The 20595-nt window shown below is 55.8% G+C and carries 15 protein-coding genes and 1 pseudogene; 5 read left to right on the plus strand and 11 right to left on the minus strand.

Annotated features, from left to right (window positions below):
• Positions 1–58 precede the first annotated feature (58 nt).
• The 3 genes from msrB (at position 59) to PMI35_RS17655 (ending at position 1560) form a co-directional block, all read left to right on the plus strand.
• Positions 59–454 carry a peptide-methionine (R)-S-oxide reductase MsrB gene (msrB, locus tag PMI35_RS17665; protein ID WP_008059115.1) on the plus strand — a complete coding sequence of 132 codons (396 nt, stop codon included), beginning with the start codon at positions 59–61 and terminating at the stop codon, positions 452–454.
• Between the two features lie 162 nt (positions 455–616).
• Complete coding sequence (locus PMI35_RS17660; RefSeq protein ID WP_008059117.1) at positions 617–1102, plus strand: glutathione peroxidase; 486 nt, start codon at positions 617–619, stop codon at positions 1100–1102.
• Positions 1099–1560, plus strand: coding sequence for a MarR family winged helix-turn-helix transcriptional regulator (locus PMI35_RS17655; RefSeq protein WP_008059119.1), 462 nt, complete (start codon positions 1099–1101; stop codon positions 1558–1560). Before PMI35_RS17660 ends, PMI35_RS17655 begins: the two co-directional genes overlap by 4 nt.
• Here the strand turns inward: PMI35_RS17655 and PMI35_RS17650 are convergent.
• Positions 1544–3907, minus strand: coding sequence for an ATP-binding protein (locus PMI35_RS17650; RefSeq protein WP_081504812.1), 2364 nt, complete (start codon positions 3905–3907; stop codon positions 1544–1546). The two genes, PMI35_RS17655 and PMI35_RS17650, sit on opposite strands and share 17 nt — an antisense overlap.
• 117 nt (positions 3908–4024) lie before the next feature.
• Between PMI35_RS17650 and PMI35_RS17645 the strand changes: the two genes are divergently transcribed.
• Together PMI35_RS17645 and PMI35_RS17640 are read left to right on the plus strand one after the other, a co-directional pair.
• Entirely contained in the window at positions 4025–4915 is an 891-nt protein-coding gene (locus PMI35_RS17645) for an ATP-binding protein (protein WP_008059122.1), read from the plus strand.
• Positions 4912–5394 carry a GAF domain-containing protein gene (locus PMI35_RS17640; RefSeq protein WP_008059124.1) on the plus strand — a complete coding sequence of 161 codons (483 nt, stop codon included), beginning with the start codon at positions 4912–4914 and terminating at the stop codon, positions 5392–5394. Before PMI35_RS17645 ends, PMI35_RS17640 begins: the two co-directional genes overlap by 4 nt.
• On the opposite strand, the gene PMI35_RS17635 is transcribed toward PMI35_RS17640, so the two are convergent.
• The 10 genes and pseudogenes from PMI35_RS17635 to PMI35_RS17605 all read right to left on the minus strand — a co-directional run bounded on the left by PMI35_RS17635 (position 5395) and on the right by PMI35_RS17605 (position 19911).
• Positions 5395–8340: an HD domain-containing phosphohydrolase gene (locus PMI35_RS17635; RefSeq protein ID WP_008059126.1), complete on the minus strand. Its 2946-nt coding sequence runs from the start codon at positions 8338–8340 to the stop codon at positions 5395–5397.
• A 48-nt stretch (positions 8341–8388) separates the two neighbouring features.
• Positions 8389–12030 carry a transporter substrate-binding domain-containing protein gene (locus tag PMI35_RS17630; RefSeq protein WP_008059128.1) on the minus strand — a complete coding sequence of 1214 codons (3642 nt, stop codon included), beginning with the start codon at positions 12028–12030 and terminating at the stop codon, positions 8389–8391.
• Positions 12031–12038: 8 nt separating this feature from the next.
• Positions 12039–12356, minus strand: a pseudogene (locus tag PMI35_RS17625) (LuxR C-terminal-related transcriptional regulator); the annotation flags it as partial.
• A 269-nt stretch (positions 12357–12625) separates the two neighbouring features.
• On the minus strand, positions 12626–13822 hold the full coding sequence (locus PMI35_RS17620; protein WP_157295649.1) for a hypothetical protein: 1197 nt from the start codon (positions 13820–13822) through the stop codon (positions 12626–12628).
• A gap of 18 nt (positions 13823–13840) precedes the next feature.
• On the minus strand, positions 13841–14290 hold the full coding sequence (locus tag PMI35_RS34625; RefSeq protein ID WP_157295652.1) for a hypothetical protein: 450 nt from the start codon (positions 14288–14290) through the stop codon (positions 13841–13843).
• A protein-coding gene (locus tag PMI35_RS0132590; RefSeq protein ID WP_157295655.1) for an IS3 family transposase occupies positions 14287–15449 on the minus strand; the annotation gives its coding sequence in 2 pieces (ribosomal slippage) (positions 14287–15194 and positions 15194–15449; 1164 coding nt in all). Before PMI35_RS0132590 ends, PMI35_RS34625 begins: the two co-directional genes overlap by 4 nt.
• A gap of 59 nt (positions 15450–15508) precedes the next feature.
• Positions 15509–16414 (minus strand): TniQ family protein, encoded by a 906-nt coding sequence (locus PMI35_RS33870; RefSeq protein ID WP_008059137.1) that lies wholly within the window; start codon positions 16412–16414, stop codon positions 15509–15511.
• Positions 16362–17357 carry a TniB family NTP-binding protein gene (locus PMI35_RS0132600; RefSeq protein ID WP_032831574.1) on the minus strand — a complete coding sequence of 332 codons (996 nt, stop codon included), beginning with the start codon at positions 17355–17357 and terminating at the stop codon, positions 16362–16364. Before PMI35_RS0132600 ends, PMI35_RS33870 begins: the two co-directional genes overlap by 53 nt.
• Entirely contained in the window at positions 17335–19257 is a 1923-nt protein-coding gene (locus PMI35_RS17610) for a DDE-type integrase/transposase/recombinase (RefSeq protein ID WP_008059139.1), read from the minus strand. The genes PMI35_RS0132600 and PMI35_RS17610 overlap by 23 nt, the downstream gene beginning before the upstream one ends.
• On the minus strand, positions 19258–19911 hold the full coding sequence (locus PMI35_RS17605) for a TnsA endonuclease N-terminal domain-containing protein (RefSeq protein ID WP_008059140.1): 654 nt from the start codon (positions 19909–19911) through the stop codon (positions 19258–19260). It lies immediately after the preceding gene.
• Positions 19912–20595 lie beyond the last annotated feature (684 nt).

Consider the following 20595-nt stretch of genomic DNA (forward strand, 5'->3'; position numbering starts at 1 on the left):
GCCGCCCGATCCGTGGAAAAGGTACAGATCGGGCTTTTTCAGCTGCTGAGGTGTGATGATGGAAAAGTTGGAAAAAACCCTGGAAGAATGGAAGGCCATGCTCGATCCGGAGCAGTACAACGTTTGCCGCCTCAAGGGCACCGAACGGCCGTTTTCCGGCAAGTACAACGGCACCAAGACCGACGGTATCTACCACTGCATCTGCTGCAACGAGCCGCTGTTCGATTCCAAAACCAAATTTGATTCCGGCTGCGGCTGGCCAAGCTTTTATGCGCCGATCGGCGACAGCGCCATGACCGAGATTCGTGATGTCAGCCACGGCATGATCCGCACCGAAGTGGTCTGCGCCAAATGTGACGCGCATTTGGGCCACGTGTTCCCGGATGGTCCGCCGCCAACCGGTCTGCGTTACTGCATCAACTCCGTGTGCCTGGACCTGAAGCCACGCTCGTAATGCGGGCCTTGTAGGAGCAAAGCTTGCTCGCGATGACAATCTCAAGGACGCCATCGCCGGCAAGCCGTGCTCCTACAAGAGCGCACAATTAACTAATTACATTGCGCGCAATTCAATTGCTCGCTATGTTTAGCTCATCTTCCAGAATCCAGAGCCTCAATCATGAGCGACAACCTCCTAAGCATCCCTTGCACCACCATCAAGGGCGAACAAAAGACCCTGGCGGACTACGCCGGCAAGGCCGTGCTGGTGGTCAACACCGCCAGCAAATGCGGCTTCACCCCGCAATACAAAGGCCTTGAGGAGCTGTGGCAGACCTACAAGGATCAAGGCCTGGTGGTGCTCGGCTTCCCCTGCAATCAATTCGGCAAGCAGGAACCGGGCAACGAAGGGGCGATCAGCGAGTTCTGCGAGCTGAACTACGGTGTCAGTTTCCCGCTGTTCAAAAAAATTGAAGTCAATGGCGACGGCGCCCATCCCTTGTTCGTGCAGTTGAAAAAACGTGCACCGGGTGTGCTCGGTTCCCAGGGCATCAAGTGGAATTTCACCAAATTCCTGATCGGCAAGGACGGCCAGCTGGTCAAGCGCTTCGCCCCGGCAACCAAGCCTCAGGACTTGAGCGCCGAGATCGAAGCACTGCTCAAATGAACAGCTTGTCCGTCGACTCGCTGAGCCTCGACAGCCAGCTCTGCTTCAAGCTCTACGCCGCGTCCCGCGCGGTGATTCGCGCGTACAAGCCGATGCTCGAGCAGTTGGGCCTGACGTATCCGCAGTACCTGGCGATGCTGGTGTTGTGGGAATGGCAGGCGACTGCACCGGAGCAACCGACGGTCAAGGCGCTGGGTGAGCGCCTGGCGTTGGACTCCGGCACGCTGACGCCCTTGCTCAAGCGTCTTGAACAATTGCAACTGGTTCAGCGCCAGCGCTCGGCGCGCGATGAGCGGGAGGTGCACCTGAGCCTGTCGCCCAAAGGCTCCGTGTTGCGTGATCAGGTCGGGCCGCTCAAGGCCCGCCTGTTGTGTGACAGCGGTGTGGACCTGGATCGCCTGAATGAGCTGCGCGACGGCCTTGACCACTTGCTGGGGCAGATCAAGGCACTGTCGTAACGGGTATCCACACGTCCAGCAGGGAGGCCAGCTCTTCCCGCCGGAAAGGTTTGGCCAAATAGTCGCTCATGCCCGCCGCTCGGCAGCGTTCGCGTTCTTCGGACATGGCGTTGGCGGTCAGGGCGACGATCGGCAGTTGCGGCCAGCGCCCGCTGCGACGGATCTGCCGACTGGCTTCATAGCCGTCCATGACCGGCATGTTGCAATCCATCAGCACCAGATCGAAGTCGCGGCTCTCCAATTGGTCCAGCGCCTCGGCGCCGTGCGCGGCGACGATCACGTCGCAACCGAGCTTACCGAGCATGCCCTTGGCCACCAGTTGGTTGACCGGGTTGTCCTCGACCAGCAGCACCCGCGCACGTCGCTGCGGGACGTGGGCGTCGACCTTTGTATCGTTGGGCGTGTCGGTTTGCGCCAGCAGGATTCGCCGCAAGGCCTGATACAGCGCATTGCGGGCCAGGGGCCGTGCCTGTTGCTGCAGGGGGGCGAGGGCGCTGGCTTGTTCGCTGGGCATGAAGCTGCCGTAAGCGGTCACCAGCAGGATCGGCGCGCCGAGGGTGGGGCGCAGGTTGAACAGGCATTCGGGGCAATCGGTGATCAGGACATCGGGGTTCAGGCCGAGCAACGGGTCATCGATCGAGCGCTGCTGATAATTAAGCCCCCAACCGGGCAACACACTGCTCAACAGTTCCGCCAGACCGCTGCTGGCGGCGGTAATCGCAATGACCTTGCCCTGCAGGGGCGCCGGGGCCAGTGCCCTGGTGTGACTGGGCAGTGGCAATTGCGCGCAGAACTGGCTGCCGAAACCGGGTTCAGAACTGATGGTGAGCCGGCCTTGCATGGCTTCGCACAGGTTGTGGGTCAGGGCCAGGCCCAGTCCGGTACCGCCGAACTGACGAGTGATCCCGGCACCGGCCTGGGTGAAAGGCTGGAAAATCTTCACCTGGGCATCCCGGGGGATACCGATGCCGGTGTCGCAGACTTCGATGCTGACGCCATCGTGGCTGGTCGACAGACGCACATCGACCCGGCCGAAACGGGTGAACTTGAGCGCATTGGACAGCAGGTTGCTGACGATCTGCCGGACCCGTGTCGGATCGCCGAGCACCAGCGCAGGAAAGTCCGGATCGATCAGGCAGGTCAGTTCGACACTTGGCGCGGCATTCTGCGACAGCAGGTTGGCGGTGTCTTCGATCAGCGAGCCCAAGTCAAACGGGATGTGCTCGAGTTCGAGCTGGCCGGCATCGAATTTCGACAGGTCGAGAATATCGTTGAGCAACTCCACCAGCACTTTGCCCGAGTCATGGGCGATGGCCAGCTGTTGCTGTTGCTCGGCGCTCAGCGGGCCGTCCAGCGACAGCGCGATCATGCCCAGCAGGCCATTGAGGGGCGTGCGGATTTCGTGGCTCATGTTGGCCAGGAACACTGAGCGCGCTTCGGCCATGTCCAGGGCGGTACTGCGGGCGACTTCCAGTTCCTGGTTGGATTGGCTGAGCCGGGCGTTGATGGCCTTGAGTTCGGTGGTGCGCGCCGAAACGATGTTTTCCAGCTGGCCGAGATAGTCGGTCAGGCGGTTTTCGGCGTTGCGTCGCTGCTGGATTTCGGTGGCGAGGTTTTCGAATTGCTGGTTGGCGACTTTCACCAGCACGCCGATTTCATCCTTGGCATGTCCCGCCGGACATTCCAGTGAGGTTGGCTCGGCGCTACGCGGATCGCGGCCACTGAGTTCGCGTATAACCCGCACCAATGGCTTGGTCAGCATCACGTAGAACAGCGCCAGGAGGATTCCGCTCAGCAGCAGGCTGCGGGCGAAACCGTTGATCAGGGTCACCTCGGCCCGCCGCAGGAACCGGTAGCCGAACGAGTAGGTGTCGACGTCCAGTTGCAGGGTACCCAGAGATTCGCTGGGCATATGATTGAGGTACAGGCGGTCTTCAAACTGCCGATGGGCCCCGAACAGAAGGTCACTCAACACCCGATAGCCGCTTTGCAGGCCGGGACGCTTGACCTTGGCCAGGACATTGCCGTTGTTGTCGGTCAGTTTTGCCCCGATGATCGCAGGCGAGCGCAACAGGCCCAGGGTCAGTTCCTGGGCGAGTTCGGCGTCGATGTTGTAGGCGATGCGCGAGGCGGGGTTGTGACTGATTTCGAGCAAAGACAGGATTTCACGGTTGATGGAGGCGTCTTCACTGGCATAATCGATGCCTATTTGCAGCACGCTGAGCAGCATACCCAGAACGAAACCGACCAGCACGGTGAGCCGTGCCTGTTTGTAAGACAGCCGGTTGGTGAACTTGATGTCCATGGGGTGTTGAACCACTTCCGTTTTCCTTCGCTGCTCAAGCATAGTCGATCATGCAGGGTGATCCCGCGAGCCCTGATACAGGGCGGTTGACCGTTCATCGAACGCTGTATTTCGTCGCTGTATCGCCATCATTACTGTGAACGTGCCCGAGGAGAAGACGTGGATTCCCGATTGAATGCTTTTCTTGAACGTGCCGATGCCGTTCTGGCCCGTATCGAACCGCTGCTGCCCACCCCTCGGCAAGCCATCGACTGGACCCATTGCCTGGCCGCGCGCTGGCAACGCGAGGGGCGCAGCGGTTTTCTGCTGCCGCTGCAGGTCAGCCTGGACATGCGCCTGAGCGACCTGATCGGCGTCGACCGCCAAGTGGAGCAACTGGGGCGAAATACCCGCCAGTTCCTCGATGGCATGCCGGCTAACCACGCCCTGCTCTGGGGCTCGCGTGGCACCGGCAAATCGTCGCTGGTGCGCGCCTTGCTGGCCGAGCACGCTGAGGCCGGGCTGCGCCTGATCGAAATCGAGCGGGATCACCTGGCGGATTTGCCGCGAGTGGTCGAGCAGATCGCCAAGCTACCGCAGCGCTTCGTCTTGTTCTGCGATGACCTGTCGTTCGAGTCGGGCGAGGGCGATTATCGCGTGCTCAAAAGCGTTCTCGACGGTTCGCTCGAACAGGCGCCGGACAACGTGTTGCTGTACGCCACCTCCAACCGTCGCCACCTGGTGCCGGAAAAGGAAAGCGATAACGAAAACTGGAAACGGGTCGATGGTGAATTGCACCCCAGCGAGGCAGTGGAAGACAAGATCGCCCTGTCGGATCGCTTCGGGTTGTGGCTGTCGTTCTATCCGTTCACCCAGGAACACTTCCTCGACGTGGTCGAACACTGGATCGGTCAATTGGCCGGCAAGGCAGGCCTGCCGTGGCAACGCACGGAAGAGCTGGACATCCTCGCAGTGCGCTGGGCCACGGGACGTGGCAATCGCAACGGACGTTGCGCGTATCAATTTGCCCGCTATTGGGTGGGGCTGAAACTGTTGGAGCACAAGGCATGATCGATTTACAAAAGAGCGGCCAGGGCCTCGAAGGCTACGGCATGCTGCATGCGCAGCTGGAATCCTTGCTGGCGGACGAGCGCGATTTCATTGCCAACGCCGCGCAGTTTTCGGCGTTCCTGTTCAACCAGCTCGAGGGCTTGAACTGGGCCGGGTTTTACCTCAATCGCAATGAAGAGCTGGTGCTGGGGCCGTTTCAAGGGCAAATCGCCTGCGTGCGGATTCCGTTCGGTCGCGGTGTGTGCGGGACGGCGGCCGCGACCTTGCAGACCCAGCGGGTCGAAGACGTGCACGCGTTTGCCGGGCATATCGCCTGCGACAGTGCGTCGAACAGCGAACTGGTCGTGCCTCTGGTCAAGGACGGTCGCCTGATCGGCGTGCTCGACCTCGACAGCCCGCAACTGGCGCGTTTCACGGTGCAGGATCAAGCGGGTATCGAACAACTGGCGGCTATTTTCCTGCGCCTGACCGACTGCTGATCACACTTTCAAGCCTGCCTTGACCAGCAGGCTTGACGCATCCACCGTATCGATCTGCTGTGGGTCGAGGAAGCGCCGGGCGTACTGCAGGTAAATCTGTGCGTTGATGAACAGTTCGAACAGCTGCGGGTCGATGTGGGCATCCCGGCACATGATGGCCATGATGCCCAGCGCTTCACTCAGGGGCTTGGCTTTCTTGTAGGGGCGGTCCGCGGCGGTCAGCGCTTCGAAGATATCGGCAATCGCCATCATTCGCGCCGGCAGGCTCATCTGCTCACGCTTCAAGCGTTTCGGATAACCGGTGCCGTCCATTTTTTCGTGGTGGCCGCCGGCGATCTCCGCGACGTTGCCCAGGTGCTCGGGAAAGGGCAGGTGGCTGAGCATCATGATCGTCTGCACCATGTGGTGGTTGATGATGTAGCGCTCCTCAGCGGTCAAGGTGCCCCGGGCAATGCTCAGGTTGTAGAGCTCGCCGCGGTTGTACTTGTATCGCGGAACATCGAGCTTGAAGCCCCAGGGGTTGTCCTCGGCAATCAATTCGGCTTCGGCGCGCTCGAACAGATGCTCGGGCCGGTCCGCCAACAACGTTTCGCAGACCGGCAGTGTCGGTGCCGGCGTGCGGGCCTGGCGCTGGTTCTCTTCCCAGGAAACGCCCAGCCGGTCATCCAGGGTTCGCGTCCAGGTGCGTTGACCGATACTGCGCAGGCGTTGCAGGTCGGCTTCGGCCATGGTCTCGCCGCCGAGATTGCAGCGGGCGATGAAGGCGAAATCATCATCGAGCCCCGCCAGGCTGGCATCGCGCTTTTGCGCCAGGTGGTGCTCGTCGCCACCTTGGGCAATGGCTTGCCAATAGTTGACCCAGGCATCGCGCTTGAGCACTTCGAAGCGGGTGCGTATTTCGTGGATGCGGTCGTTCAGGGTTTCGAGTTTGGTGGCCTTGTCGACGACGTATTCCGGAGTCGTCACCTTGCCGCAGTCGTGCAGCCAGGCGGCGATGTGCAGCGCCTCCCACTCGTCGTCCGTGGGCTGATAGCTGCGCAAGGCCGGGTCCTGGCTGGCTGCCGCGGCTTGGGCGAGCATCAGCGTCAGGGCCGGTACTCGTTGGCAATGGCCACCGGTGTAGGGGCTCTTGGCATCGATCGCGCCGGCCAGCAGTTTGATGAAGGCGTCCAGCAGCTGTTTTTGCCGGTCTTGCAAACGCTGGCTTTCGATACTCACCGCGGCCGCACCGGACACCGCCTGCAGGAACGCGATGCGGTCGGGACGCAGTTTGTCCAGGTCGCTCTGTTGACCGCTGTCGGCCAGCAGAAACACCAGCAGGCCGACGGTTTCGTTGTGACGATTGTGCAAGCGGATGCCGATCAGGTGAACCCGGGGGCAAACCATTGCCAGCAGGACTTTCTGTAGATCACCCGCCTGTTCGAAGCCCAGGTGGGTGACGACGTTGTCGGCCGTCGCCAGTTGCTGCAGCCAGGCGGGGCTGTGCGCGTCCTGGAACCCGTGTGCGCGAAGGTCGAATGAAGACAGGGCGTGTGCCGTGTCGTTGATCACCAGGCCCTGGGGTTCCATCAGATCGCCATCCCCTTCGCGCAGGTAGATCAGGCCGGCCTGGGCCTGGCCGATCCTGACCGTTTCAAACAGCACCCGCTCCAGCAATGGGGCAAACCGGGTTTCGGCGCTCAGGCTGTCAGTGATCTGGAAGAAGCTCGCCAGGGTGTCTTTCATGCGCCCCATGGACAGGCTCAGCTGGTCGACCTCAAGCACCGGAGAGCGGCGTGTCACTGGAAAGTTGAAATCGAAACTGCGAATGGCATCCGCTTCCTGCACCAGGGCGCGCAGAGGCTTGACCAGGATCCTCGACGTCAGCCATCCCAGAGGTACGCACAACAACAGGGTCGCCAGGGTAATCAGCGCGCCTTGCCAGCGCATGCGGTAGGCGTCGACGAGCAATTCATCCTCGGGTACCAACATCGCGAGTTGCAAACCCTGAGGGCCGCCTTCCTGCATGCTGCTGCGGGCAACGATCCATTGGCGACCCATGGCAGTCAGGCGATTGCCCGGTACAGGTTTGTCGAGCAGCGCGCCCAGGGCGGGACTCAGGTCGGCGGCCTTGCTCAGGCGGGCGGTTTGATCGTCGACGATCAGGCGGCGGTTGTCGGGATAAGCGATGGCATTGCCTTGGGCATTGAACAGCACGATCTGGGTAGCGGGCGTTACCACATGTTTGGCCAGGGTGGCCGAGAGCTCGGCCAGGGTCAGGTCGGCAGCGAGCACGGCATGCTCGCCGCTGCGCCGCGCCAGGGTGGTACCGACGTTTCGGGTCGAGAAAAAAACGTAGGGTTCGGTGGTGATCTGGCCAAGGTCCTGGCTGGCGCTGGTAAACCAGGCGCGGTCACGCGGGTCATAGGTTTCACCGGGGTTGTCCTGGCGGCTGACGAGCGTCAGGTCCTGATCGAAAAACAGGAATTGCGAGTGCGCCTGGCCACCGCTGTTTCGCTCGATGCTCCAGACCTGATAGGCCGCGGTATCCGGGGCCTTGAACAACGCTTTCAGATCGGGTGTGCGCAGCGGGCGAACCATGAAAAAGTCACCGGTGTCGTATCCCAGGTACAGCGAAGCCAGGTCCGGGTTGTCCTTGAGCGACTGACTGAAGGGCTTGAGCAGCGCCAGGCGCTGTTGCAGATCGGGGGCCAGGGTTGCAGGGTTGTGCATCAACAGGCTCAGCAGCTGGCGAATCGGCTGATAGGTGGCGTGCAGGTCCAGGCGCACGTCCTGTTCAATCCGGCTGAACAGCTTTTCACTGCTCGACAGAATGATCTGGGTGGTTTGCCGGTAGTGGAAAATGCCCAGCACGATCCCGGTCAGCAACAGCAGGCAAGTGAACATCACGCTGATATGCACGTGCAGGGGAAACCGCCGCTGATCCGGGCGCAGTGGGCTGGGCATGCAGGTCACTCCGTGATAGTTAACGCACTGCTCCGCGTCCAAGCATAGTTAAGGCTCGCTCAGTGTACAGCGGTCGTTTTGCTCGATTTGTTGCAGTAATGCCTGCTCCAGTTCGAGCAGTGCGTGCTCCACGGCGCTGCAGCATTCGCTCACTTTCTCGCTGGATAAGCCGGCATGGCAGATGGCTTCGAGCGCCTCGCAGCTGTCGATCAACCGGGTGGCCTGGACGATTCGGGCAGCGCCTTTGATTCTATGGGCAATGTCGAGAAATGCCTGTGGGTCCTGCGTGCCGGACAGCGCCTGCAGGCTCAGTCGATCCAGGCGGTTGCTGTTCAACAGTTCGGTCAGCAGACGCAGGTTCATCGTCGGGTTGCCTCCGGTCAACACATGCAAACCTTGCAGGCTGAAGGCCGGTGCGACGACCGAAGGCTGGATTCCCTTGACCCATTGACTCAAGGCGGCCAGGGACAGTGGCTTGAACAGGCAGTCGTCCATCCCGGCCTGTTTGCAACGTTGAATCTCCTCCGGCTGAGCGTTGGCGGTAAAGCCCAGGAGGGTGCAGCGCGGCTGTTGCGTGTGCTGCTCATGTTGACGAATGGCTTGGGCCAGTTCGTAGCCGTTCATGACCGGCATGTTGCAATCGGCGATCACCAGGTCGAATGCGCCGGATTTCCACGCGTCCAGGCCCGCCTGGCCATCGGCCGCGACGCTGTATCGATGGCCCAGGAATTCCAGCTGCTGGCACATCAGCAAGCGATTGGCCGCGTGGTCGTCGACCACCAGCACATTCAATGGGGCCGTGGCGCAGTGGATGGGGGACTCAGCTGCTTGTTCCCTGGATTCGCGAGGCAGTGTGGATAATGGCAAGGAAATCCTTACCCGGGTACCGACGCCCGGCTTGCTGCTCAACTGCAGGTTGCCGTTCATCATTTCGCACAGGCTGCGACTGATCACCAGGCCAAGCCCTGCACCGCCCCTGGCCGACTGCCCGGCATTACCGGCCTGGGCGAAAGGTTCGAACAGGCGTTGTTGATCCTCATGGCTGATCCCCTGGCCACTGTCTTCGACCAGCAGCAGCATTTGAACCTGGTCGGGTTCGCAGGTCTCGTGCAGGGCGACAATGATCCTGACCTGGCCGTGCTGGGTGAACTTGATGGCATTGCTCACCAGGTTCGACAACACCTGCTTGAAGCGCAAGGGATCGAGCAACACGTCGATCGTCGGGTTGGCCGGGTTGAGTTCCAGTTGCAGTTCCAGCCCCTTCTGCCTGGCCAGGCCATCGAAGATACGCGCCACCGAGGTCACGATTTCTTCTGGATTGACCCGTTCCGGGTTCAGGCTCAGGTGCCCGGACTCGATGCGGGCAATATCGAGGATGTCCCCGATCAGTTCCAGCAGGTCCTTCGCCGAGTGGTAGGCCACATCGATGGCTGGACGATCCGGGTGGTGGAGTTCGATGCGCTTGAGCGTCAGTTCGAGCATGCCGATGACGGCATTCATCGGGGTGCGAATTTCATGGCTCATGGTTGCCAGGAACGTGGTCTTGGCCCGGTTGGCTTCGTCGGCACGCTCTTTGGCGCAACGCAGCTCATCGAACAATTGCCGCCGTTCGCTGATGTCGATCCAGCCACCAATGATCCCTTGCACCTCGCCGCTTGAGTCGCGATAGGGAAGAATCCAGTGATAGATCGTCAACCGGCGACCGCCAATGTGCATCGCACGGTCAAGGATCATGGGCGTGCCCTCGGTCACGACACGCTGGTAATCGGCCTGGTACTCCAGAGCTTCGAAGGCGTTGCCCAGGCTGCCCTGGATCACGCTTTTACCGATCACGTCTTCGCGTTTTGCGTTGAAGGCTTGCAGGTAGCTGTCGTTGCAACTTTGCAGCAGTCCTTGGCGATCACGCACGTAAATCGGGTGGGGCGTGCCGTTGACCAATGAACCCATGAACTCCAATTGATCATTCAACGCGCGCTCGGCCGCCCGGCGTTGATTGATCTGGCGCCGCATGTAGGCGTTCCAGGTCACGGAGATCAACAACAGCAATCCTGCACCGATGACGATCTGATAGAACACCCGTTGATAATTGCGCCAGGTGCTTTGCGAGGAGGCCGAATAGCCGCGCCAACGACTGTTGATGACGCCCAGCTCCTGCGGGGCGATGCTCAACAGTGCCTTGTTGAGGATGTCATTGAGTTCCTTGGCGTCGCGCCCGGTTGCCAGGGAGAACGCCGCCTGCCGGGTGCCGATGGTGGTGCTGATCTGCAGATCGGTTTCGAACAGTTGCGAGGCGATGAAGTAGTTGGCGATCACCAGAGAGTTCACCGCGCCTTCCACCCGGCCTTCGGCAAGCATTTCCACGGCGCTGAAGGTGTCCGCGGTCTTGATCAGCCGGATCTGCGGGAATTCGCTGCGCAGATAGTCGATCAAGGGGTTCCCACGGGCAATGGCCAGGCTCTTGCCCTGAAGTTGTGCAAGGTTTGTCGGACTGTCGTGCGCCTTGCGTGTCAACAGAACGAAGGAGTTCTGCAGGTACGGGCGGGTAAAGTTGAGCAAGGTATCCCGTCGCGCGCTGGGGAGCAGCGCGGCGATCAGGTCAGCCTGATCGGTTTTGATTCGCTCGATCATGTCTGCGTCGCTGCGGCTGCGCTGAATGTCGAAGCGCAGGCCGGTACGCAACCTGATCAACTCAAGCAGGTCCGCGGCAATCCCGCGAAAGTTGCCAGCACTGTCGAAAAACGTCAGCGGCGCATAGGCCTCATTGACGACCACCCGGACCACCGGGTGTTGCGCCAGCCAGCGCTCCTCACTGTGACTGAGCTGCAGTTTTTGATCGGTGAGCAGGATATCGCTCCCGGCGCTCCAGCGTTTGGCGATGTTTTCCCGTTCGCTGGCGGGGATGGCCGCGAGCGTCGTGTTGATGATGTCGAGCAGTTGTGGATTGGTCTTGTGCACGGCAAAGCTGAAACCATGGGCTTCGTGCTTGCCGAAACTGGCCATGCGAATGTTGTTCAGATAGCCCTTGTTGATCATGTAATGGGTTGAAAGGGTGTCACCGAGAAAAACATCGGCCTGGCCGAAAGCAACGGCATTGATCGCGTTCTGGTAGGAGGGGTAGGACGTGATGATTGCCTTCGGATACAGGGCCTTCACCTCTTCCAGGGGCAAGTAGTGGTACAGCATGCTGAGCCGCAACCCGGAAAGCCCATCATTGAGCGGCCGGGTTTCGCCTTCACGTGTTACCAGGACCGGTTGATCGACCGCATAGGGCCTCGAAAGCGCGATGTGGTCATTGCTCGCCTCGAATCCGTTGGCGCTGCCCAACAGGTCTACCTCACCATTTTCGAGCGCTTCGATCGCAGCTCCCCGGGAGCTGAAGCGCTGAACTTTGATGGGCAGGCCAAGGACCTCGCCAAGAATGCCCGCGTAATCGGCGGTAAAACCTTCGTAGTCATGACCGCTGCTGGTCAGGTCGAAGGGGGGATAGTCTGGCGCTGAAGTACCCAGGATCAGTTGCTCTTTTCCCCGGGCCCAATGTCGTTGTGATTGATCCAGCTCGACTTCCAGGTGCAGGGGCGCTGAACGACTGAGCAAAGTGAATTGTTCAGGGGTTTGCGCTGCGTGCAACGAGGTGCACAGGCACAAGCCTGTGGTCATGATCAGCAGGTAGTCCTTCAAGCGGCTCGGCATCCTGTGTCTCACACTAATGCATTACGTTTTGCCATCTCGATGAGTTCAACCAGTGATTTGGCCTTGAGTTTCTGCATCAGTCGTTTTTTATAGGTACTGACGGTCTTGTTGCTCAGGAACATGCCTTTGGCAATTTCCTTGTTATTTCGACCTTGTGCAAAAAGTTGCATGACCATGAGCTCTCGGTCATTGACTGATTTGAACAGTTCAAGTTCGGCGCACCGCGCTTCGTCACCGCGAGCAGGGTTCAGGGCTTCACTGGGAAAATAGTTGTAACCAGACAGTACCGCTTTAATGGCGCTTACCAGTTCGCTGAGTTCTTCCCGGTCAATTTCAATAAAATTTATACTAGAGCGTCGCTTTTTAGGCGTTTTTTTCAAGAATGCTTAAGCGAGGTTTCAAAAAAAATAGTATTGTTGAGTTTTTTCCAGGCGTAGTCCGACTTGGCTGAACCTCAGGGCGTAGGGGGGCTACATTAGCAGCATGATTTCTGGATTTTCACTGGAGGTAAATGTGGAAAAGGTAGCTTGTATTGTTGAGTTTTTTATTAATGTTGTGGCTGGAAAGCGAGGGGTAGAAGGTTTTAGTTATGATTCTATTGTTTGTTGGGGGGGGAGGGTGGCAGGGAGTCTAGATATATTTTCAGTTTTGATCTGCTTATTAATTTGGTTTGGGTATAGTTGTCTGGGATAGGTCTTTCATTTTCGAGTATGCCAGAGCGCAGTAGGTTATTAATTTTGCAGTATCCGCCTGGCGTGCTTTTGCTAGCCATTGCGCAGGTGCAGTAGTTATCCAGAATAAATTCACATTTTTTTTTGTCGCTAGTAGATATGTATTTTGTTCGATTGTTGATTATGGTGCTGATAAAGCCAAATTTTATAAATAGATTTGTTAGGTCATTGCTTGAAATGCCGTAGGTGTTGATGAGGTCTTTTAACGGGCTGTATCCTTTTGGTGGGGGTTTACTCGAATGATTTTTATCGGTTCTGTATTCTCTAGATGTATTCAGGTAGGCCATTTGTCTAAAGAACTTATCGTGCGAATCACGTATGGTTGCACGGTTGTACAGATTTAACTGTTGACCAGTTGTCTTTAGTTTTATGGGTGTTATTCCTATACCCTTGAGCGCATCGATCATTTGATGAGCCATATTTGATGGCAAGCCTGCTAGTTTCAAGAGTTCCTTTGGCATGATGAAGCGCTCTTCGAAATTATTCAGCCAGCTAGGCCTGAAATAGGCGCCCACCCTTCCTTGTATGTACTTTACGGAGCCAGTTGCCATTAGCTGTGATAAAGTTTCAGTTGAGATGTGGAGCCGATTTGCGGCGAAAGTTTTACTGCAGTAATTGAAGTGTTCACTCGGGTCCTCCGCTTTTGCTAGTTTTGCTACTCGCATGATGTCTGCTGCTTTATAGATGTAATTGCGAGTGCCATCTACCATTGGTCCAATGAGCGCGCGCACTCCTAGACCAAAGAATAAATCAAATGCTTGGGGGCAGGAGACTTTTATAATTTTGGCTGCTTGTGTAGCAGTCATAAATTTATTTTTGAATTTTTGTATTTCAGTTTTAGGGATCAGGAGTAGCATTTTTTTTCCGAGAGAACCCCCCTTCAGTATATTTATTCGTATGGCGGAAACTACATTGTCTACGTCCATTTGCAGTTCCTTTGCTGCTTCGCGTAACGTAATGTAATCAGTCCGTGGCTTTTTTGAAAAGTTGACGGAGGGCAAATATTTTCGCTGGTACGTTTTTTTGCTTTTTTTTATTTTTGCATCATTGAGGCGATCCACATCAGTTTTTTCGATAAGTCAATGGGTTTTTTTAAGATTTCGATCGGGTATTATTTTAATGTCCATTGACACAAGTGTTGCGTATAGCTTGCGTGATGACATGCCAGTTATTTTTACAAGGCTCTGAAATGGCTCGTAACGAATAGAAAACTTCTCTATGTCTGAAGGAAAAAAGAATGGGGTATGTTTATAGCCTAGGTATGGCTTGAGTAGGTTGTATTCGATATATGATTTTATGGCTTCAACTGATATGCCTAAAATCTGACTAACTTTTGCCCTGCTAAACATTTCTTTTTTGGGGATAGGTAAGCGCCCGCCGTCCGTTAATAAAAAATCTTTAGCTTTTTTTGCGAGAATAGCTGCGTCGTCTACAGTAAAGCAAGAATATATTGATCTTCGCGCAAACGGCGTATGCTTCTTGATTTCGCCCATTTCTGCAGTGGTAGTATTCAAAACTGTAGTGGTCAACTAATCCCGGACACGACGTTGAGTTTTTCTTCGGCCCGAGCTGGCGCCAGCCCACCGTTGAATTGATGGGGTCGAACCCAGTTGTACCGATGCATCAAGAAGTGGCTGATATCGCGCTGGGCTTCTTGAGCCGTTCTGTAGCCCGTGGTCGGTATCCATTCCGTTTTCAAGCTGCGGAACACGCGCTCCATTGGCGCGTTGTCCCAGCAATTTCCTCGGCGACTCATGCTCTGGCGCATGCGATAACGCCACAATCGCTGACGAAATAGCCGGCTTGCGTATTGCGACCCCTGATCGGAGTGAAACAGCAGACCCGAAGGCCTGCCACGCTGCTCGTAGGCCATATCCAGGGCCTTGATCACCAGTTCAGCGTCCGGCTTTTCCGACAACGCCCAGCCCACCACCCGGCGCGTGCAAAGATCCAGCACGACCGCCAAGTAATGCCATTTCCCCTGGGCCCAAATGTAGGTGATGTCGCCGCACCAGACTTGATTCGGGGCTGGCACATCAAACTCACGGTTCAAGGTATTCGGGATATCGAGTCTTTCTACTGTCGCTCGTTTGTAGGCATGGGAGCCGGGTTGTTTACTGATTAAATCAAGCTCGCGCATCAAGCTGCGTACTTTGAATCGACCGAGCTGCTCACCGTCTTCACGCATCAGCGACAGGATGCTGCGGCTGCCCGCAGCACTGCGACTTTGCGTGAACAACTCGCTCACCCGGCTGCGCAACCGAAGCCGTTCAACATCAGGCGTGCGGCGCCTAAGGCGCTGGGCGTAGTAGCACGAACGAGTGACTTCAAACACCTTGCACAGCCAATCGACTGGCTCATGGACGCTCAACTGATTGATCAGCGCGTACGCTCGTGATCTTCCGACATCAAGAGCGCGGTAGCCTTTTTTAGTATGGATTTTTCTCGCTCAAGTCGAGCGATCCGGGCTTCCAGCTCCTGAATCTTTTGTTGTTCCGGCGTCAGCGCCTTGCTCTGAGGGGTGACGCCTTGGCGCTCTTTCTGAACCTGGTCAACCCAGCGACGCAGTGCCGACTCACCAATGCCGAGTGAACGGCTGGCTTCGATGTAGCTGTAGTTTTGGTTGAGCACGAGGTCGGCAGCCTCGCGTTTGAATTCAACAGAAAAGGAACGGCGTTGTTTGGTCATCTGACACCTCGATCTGGCGAGCATTCTCGCCTAAATGGGTGTCCGGTTTCATTAGACCACTACAAAACAGAGCGGAGCTGGCGTAAGGTCAGCAGGAACGGAGCATGGTAATAGGTTAAGTTAGGCAAAGGTTGGTATTTTGTTTCCAAAAATATTCTTGATGCTTCTCGTGCGGCAGGAGTGGTGACCAGGACAAAACGCGCTGCAATCCAGAACTTCTCCACATCAGGGTGCAGGCTCTGTAATTTAAATAGGTGCTCCAGAATTGCCCGGGAATCATCGGTCATGATGGAAAATGCCCCAATGAATATCATTCGCCGAGTCGCATCTGGTACCGTTGGTCTTTCGGGTATGTAGCCTAGCTGGCGAGTGATGGCAAGTAATTGATCGAAATCGAGTTGGCTGCGGCTACGCATCAGCTCGACCAGCATGCGTTCTAGTCGACATTCCTCAAGCGAACAGGACTGACACTTCAATGGTTTAACACAATGCCTGCATTTTCCATCGAGTGCATGCCACCATTCGACTGGCATGTGGCAGTCCGGACAATGAGTAAGGTATTTTTTCTGATGATAAGGACAAAACTCTGAAAATTTCAGATCCCGAATTTGGCGCTCCCAGCCTTCATTGAAGCAACCATCACAATATGCGCCGCTGCGCAGACGTATATATGTGATCGGAATTTCTATGCCCCCAATAACAAAACGTCGTCGTTGCTTGGGTCCTTCGATCATTGCATAGAAACCATTCAGGACTCTTGGCCCATTAATACCTGCCTCAGCAACAAATAGTTTTGCAAAATCTGAGTTCTGTGTGAGCGATGTTGATCGAAAAGTTTGCGGGCCAATGCATAGGCCGTTAAGTTTTCCCGTAGTCGAAAAGCCGTGGCATTGCGCGGCACGTTTTATCAGGCTATGTGGGCTTTCTTCGGGGAACGGGGTGGGAACGAAGATAAGCTTTTTCATCTTCATATTTCTCGATTAATGACAGGCTCTTGCTTAGAGGGACGGTAAACGGGTTGGCGCTTTTGGCAAGATTGAGGGGCAGCAGCAAACTTCGGCAGGCGTCGACGAAGTCAGCTCGCCTGAGAGTGGGGGTGGAAGTCTCACGACCAAGGCAAATGCTTACTGCCTCATAGATAATTTGTCGCACATATTCTAGATTGCCCGTGCTCGCCACATAGAGGGGGAGCTTGATTGATACATCATGCAGGTGTTCCTCGCCAGAGAAGTTGGCCAGTCGGTACAGTTCTTTGTCTAAACCTTGCAGGGTCAGATGAAAGTCAGAGGTGTTAGAGTCATTGTACTTAAAATATTCCAGGTTGGCCACGTAGCAAAACCGGCGCGCAAACGGCGCGTCATTGAACAAATCACTGCACTTTTCAGTGCCCGATAATATGATTGGGATATGGCTGAGGGTCAACAGTGCGACCAGCCAATCTAACGTGCCGTCGCGTGTTTTTTCGGCATCTGGCCTCAGTAGGCGTTGAATTTCATCAAATATCAGTACGCGAACTTTACATGTTTTTAAGCGTGGGATCAGCAAGTTGTTTAGCTCGTGAACATTGCTATGAGGCGAATATTGCCCAAGTTGTTTGAGTAGTGTCAAACAGAAGCCTTTGATTGTAACTGGCGCCGGGACGAGGCAATATAGTGCTGGAATAATCTTATGTATTCCATCATCTTCTAATGCTTCGCTGACCGGTCCAAAGGAATCGCGGAATAACTCGCACAGCCTGGATTTTCCAGAGCCAGAGCGACCGATTAAAAATGCACAACTGGGGGTTTCGCGTAAGCTCGTTGTCTCGACGGATTTTTGAAGCTGTGAGTAGGCAAAGCGAAAATTAGGGAAGAAAATCGTTTGTTGGCTGAATTCTTTGAGTATATTATTTCGGAGGGTCGTATTCATTTTTGGCCACCACCACTTGATAATTATCAGGGGTTTCGGGATGTATATGAAATTGCTCGATATCCTCAGGATTCGCTAATGGGTCGCAAGCAGTTTGAGCAGAATCTGACTCAGCAAGCGCTTTGAAATCGCCATGTTCGTCAGCAATTTCTCGATTTTTTCTACGGCCTTTGGTGTTGGCAATAGCGAGTTCATGGAGAATACGTACACGTGCTTCGCGGGCAGCCCGGTAGTTGATTGATTTTTTTTTGCTACCCAGTCGCGTTTTGACGAGTTCATGTAAGTGCATGGTTAGGCCGATTTGGTAAACGGGATCGACTGCGTCGACCGGGTACACGTGCCCAGGTTGTTGCGGGTCGCAAACCCACGCGTGTCCCAGTTCGCTAATGTCGTAATATAGCCGAAGCGGTTTCTTTTTACCGGGTCGCCTGCCGGCGAGAAAACTCACCCCCGGTCCAGTCCAGGCGAGTCCTCTATGCCGCAATCGGCCATTATTCGGAGTAACATAGGCAACGCTCAAGAAGTGCCTGTTTAAGTCATCTTCGCTGTATTTTTTTAAGGCGAATTCGTGGCGATCGGTTTCGTCGTGCTCCCATAACTCTATAGGTGCCATTCCGATTCCGCTATGAAAGTTAGCGTGATAGAAGGTGTCACGCCAGTCTTCAAAGCGCTCTTTTAGGTCTTCTAACGTATAGATCGCGTTGCCCTCAGAGTCATATCGATTGGGCTTCGAAAATGTCGTGCCGCGCATGTTATGGACGATGGAAGTAGTCCATGACTTAAAGAAACTTTCGATGTGGGGTTTTTGATCTGCATTTCCCGGCTCGCAAAAAGTGACATTTGCGCCCAGTCCTCTCAGTATGGTTCTTAATCGTTCGGCAGTGTAATCGGCGCCGTTGTCAAAACGATAGTTACTAGCAAGACCTCCATATGGGGTATCGCTGCGGAGAGAGTACCTCAACGCCCGGATATTTTTTTCTAAGGATGGCGGGTTGTAGGATATGTCCCAGCCAACAATCATGCGCGTGCGTACTTCCAGTAGGACGGTGAGGTACGCTCGACCTATTGGATGGCCGTCTTTATCGCACGTCTCTATGTCCAGGATGTGAGTATCACCCTCCACCAATTCAAACCGACGATAGGGTTGATGGAATTTGCGGCTCCATTTTTGATTTTTGATTGCGGCGTGATACCCCAATTGACGAAGATCCGTCTCATAGCGATCCAACTCAACGATGATCCGGTACAAGGTGCTGCTCGAAGGAACGGGCAGCTGATGAATCGGACTCCGGCTCTGATTGGACGTTCGGATGGCGCAATCAATGGCGTCTATCACTTCGGTTTTGTTGCAAGGGGTGCGAGTGAAATAAAGCTGGTCGATAGTTAACTTGATGAGTTCCTGCACCTCCTCAGGCTGGCGGTGCAGGCGGTGCAGGGTAGAACGACGTGTTTTAGGCACCAATGAAAGAATGTTCTCGCCGCCTGCCAGATAGGCCTTATTCCATAGGTAGATGGTGCCATAGCTCGGCACATTAGGCTCACCCCGTTGCGCTGCAATTTCTTTTGCTAACTCCTCCACTCGCTTGCGGGGAAGGCGTCCGCCACAGTCGTCCCGGATCTGCAGTAAGAAAAATTCTTTTCTGTCTGCTTTCGCTTTGTGATTGGCACTTACAGCGGCGCTCACTAGCGTCGCGTCAGGGGGGAAAGGGGCTTCCTGAATTTTTCGTAACGCACCACTCTGATGGGCCCGTACTAAGCGTTCAAAGGTCTGAAACACCGGGCTGGTGCTCGCTCGAAGCGATCGTAGTTGTATGCGCTCGCCGTCGATATCCATTACTTGATAGTCAGTACCGTGGTAACGGTAATGCTCGCCAACAACAATCTGCAGAGTTTCGTTCATTTAATCGGCCCAGACCTTACTGCGCAGGTCCAACGGGCACTGGAGATTGCAGCGAAGAAACTGATGAAAAAGCGCAAAGGTAACGTCTTCCTGACGCGCGCCCAATCGGATCAGTTCTCCAATTGTGGCGTGCTGATCCGGTTGCTGAAGCAACAGGCGAACGATCGACGGGGGACTGGAAGGGCTACCGTTGAAACCGAAGTGGTGCAGAATACGAAGATTATTCAGCAGTATGGGATGACGGAACTGATGCTCTTCAACGTATTCGAAACTCAATCCATTAATACCCAGCAACTCCTCTAGACGCGCACGACGCTGTTGCCACCTTGGGTCGCGGCCACTGCTGTTGCTTTTTATTTCATAGAGTACCTCCCGACCGTCATCCAGAGTGGCAATGAAGTCGGGGGTGTAGCGCAGAGCAGGGTCGCGGAAATAGACGGTAAAGGGTTGTGCCCGGTAGCTGATGACTGACGGCAGGTATTCCAAAAACAGACAATAGTCGGCTTCCAGCAACGACTCGCAGCCTACGGGCGCATCATTTTTTTGTGAGGCAAAGAAGGTCACAAGCTTGCCGTGCCTTCCGCATACCACCGGCCTAGCTGGGCCGAGGGTATAACCTGGATGAAGACTGCGGGTGTTGAGCGAAAGATCCATGGCTTGCTTCCTCCAGTAAGTCGTTGTTCACCCTGTACTGCTCAATTAGAGCCAGTGAGGTCAATGAGATTTATCGCGGCGGTTGTGGCCGACGGAATGCCACCGGCTCCTCTCATAAGCCTCAACAGTTGCTGGTTGATCAATGGGCGGTAACGATTGACTGGTTCGTGGGTACCGCTTGATGACGTCCCGTGTCCGGCCCATCCGGCCATCGGGTAGTGATGGTTGCTGATTCGCCCGAGCTCCGATCTTTCTAAATACCCATTCGTACACTTCATGCCTGGCGCAAATGCGTAGCCCGATTACATGGCCTGTGTGTGTATCGAAAAGTATTACGACTTGTGGACATCCACTCAAAGGTTCGTCGACACGGATGTCGGGTACCCATGTCGACAACGGTTCGACGCTGACCTTCATCCCGAGTGCGCCCAGCAGGTAGCTGGACAAGCGATGTTTGGGATCGCGAGAAAAATCCCCCGCGAACACGAAACTATCCCGGCGAAACAAATTCAGGTTGGGGGGTGTGCTGGCCTGTTGAGAGGAATAGGCGAAGGCGTGGTGCTCAAGCGATTCGTTGCGCTCAGGTGGAGTGATTGATGGGAGCGGAGAGATCGACAGTAGGGGTAGTAGGCGAGGCGAGTTAAAAGCCGATTCTGCACTGACGCGACGTGCAGTCGCTTCTCT

It is taken from the genome of Pseudomonas sp. GM78 (assembly GCF_000282475.1).
Taxonomy (GTDB): domain Bacteria; phylum Pseudomonadota; class Gammaproteobacteria; order Pseudomonadales; family Pseudomonadaceae; genus Aquipseudomonas.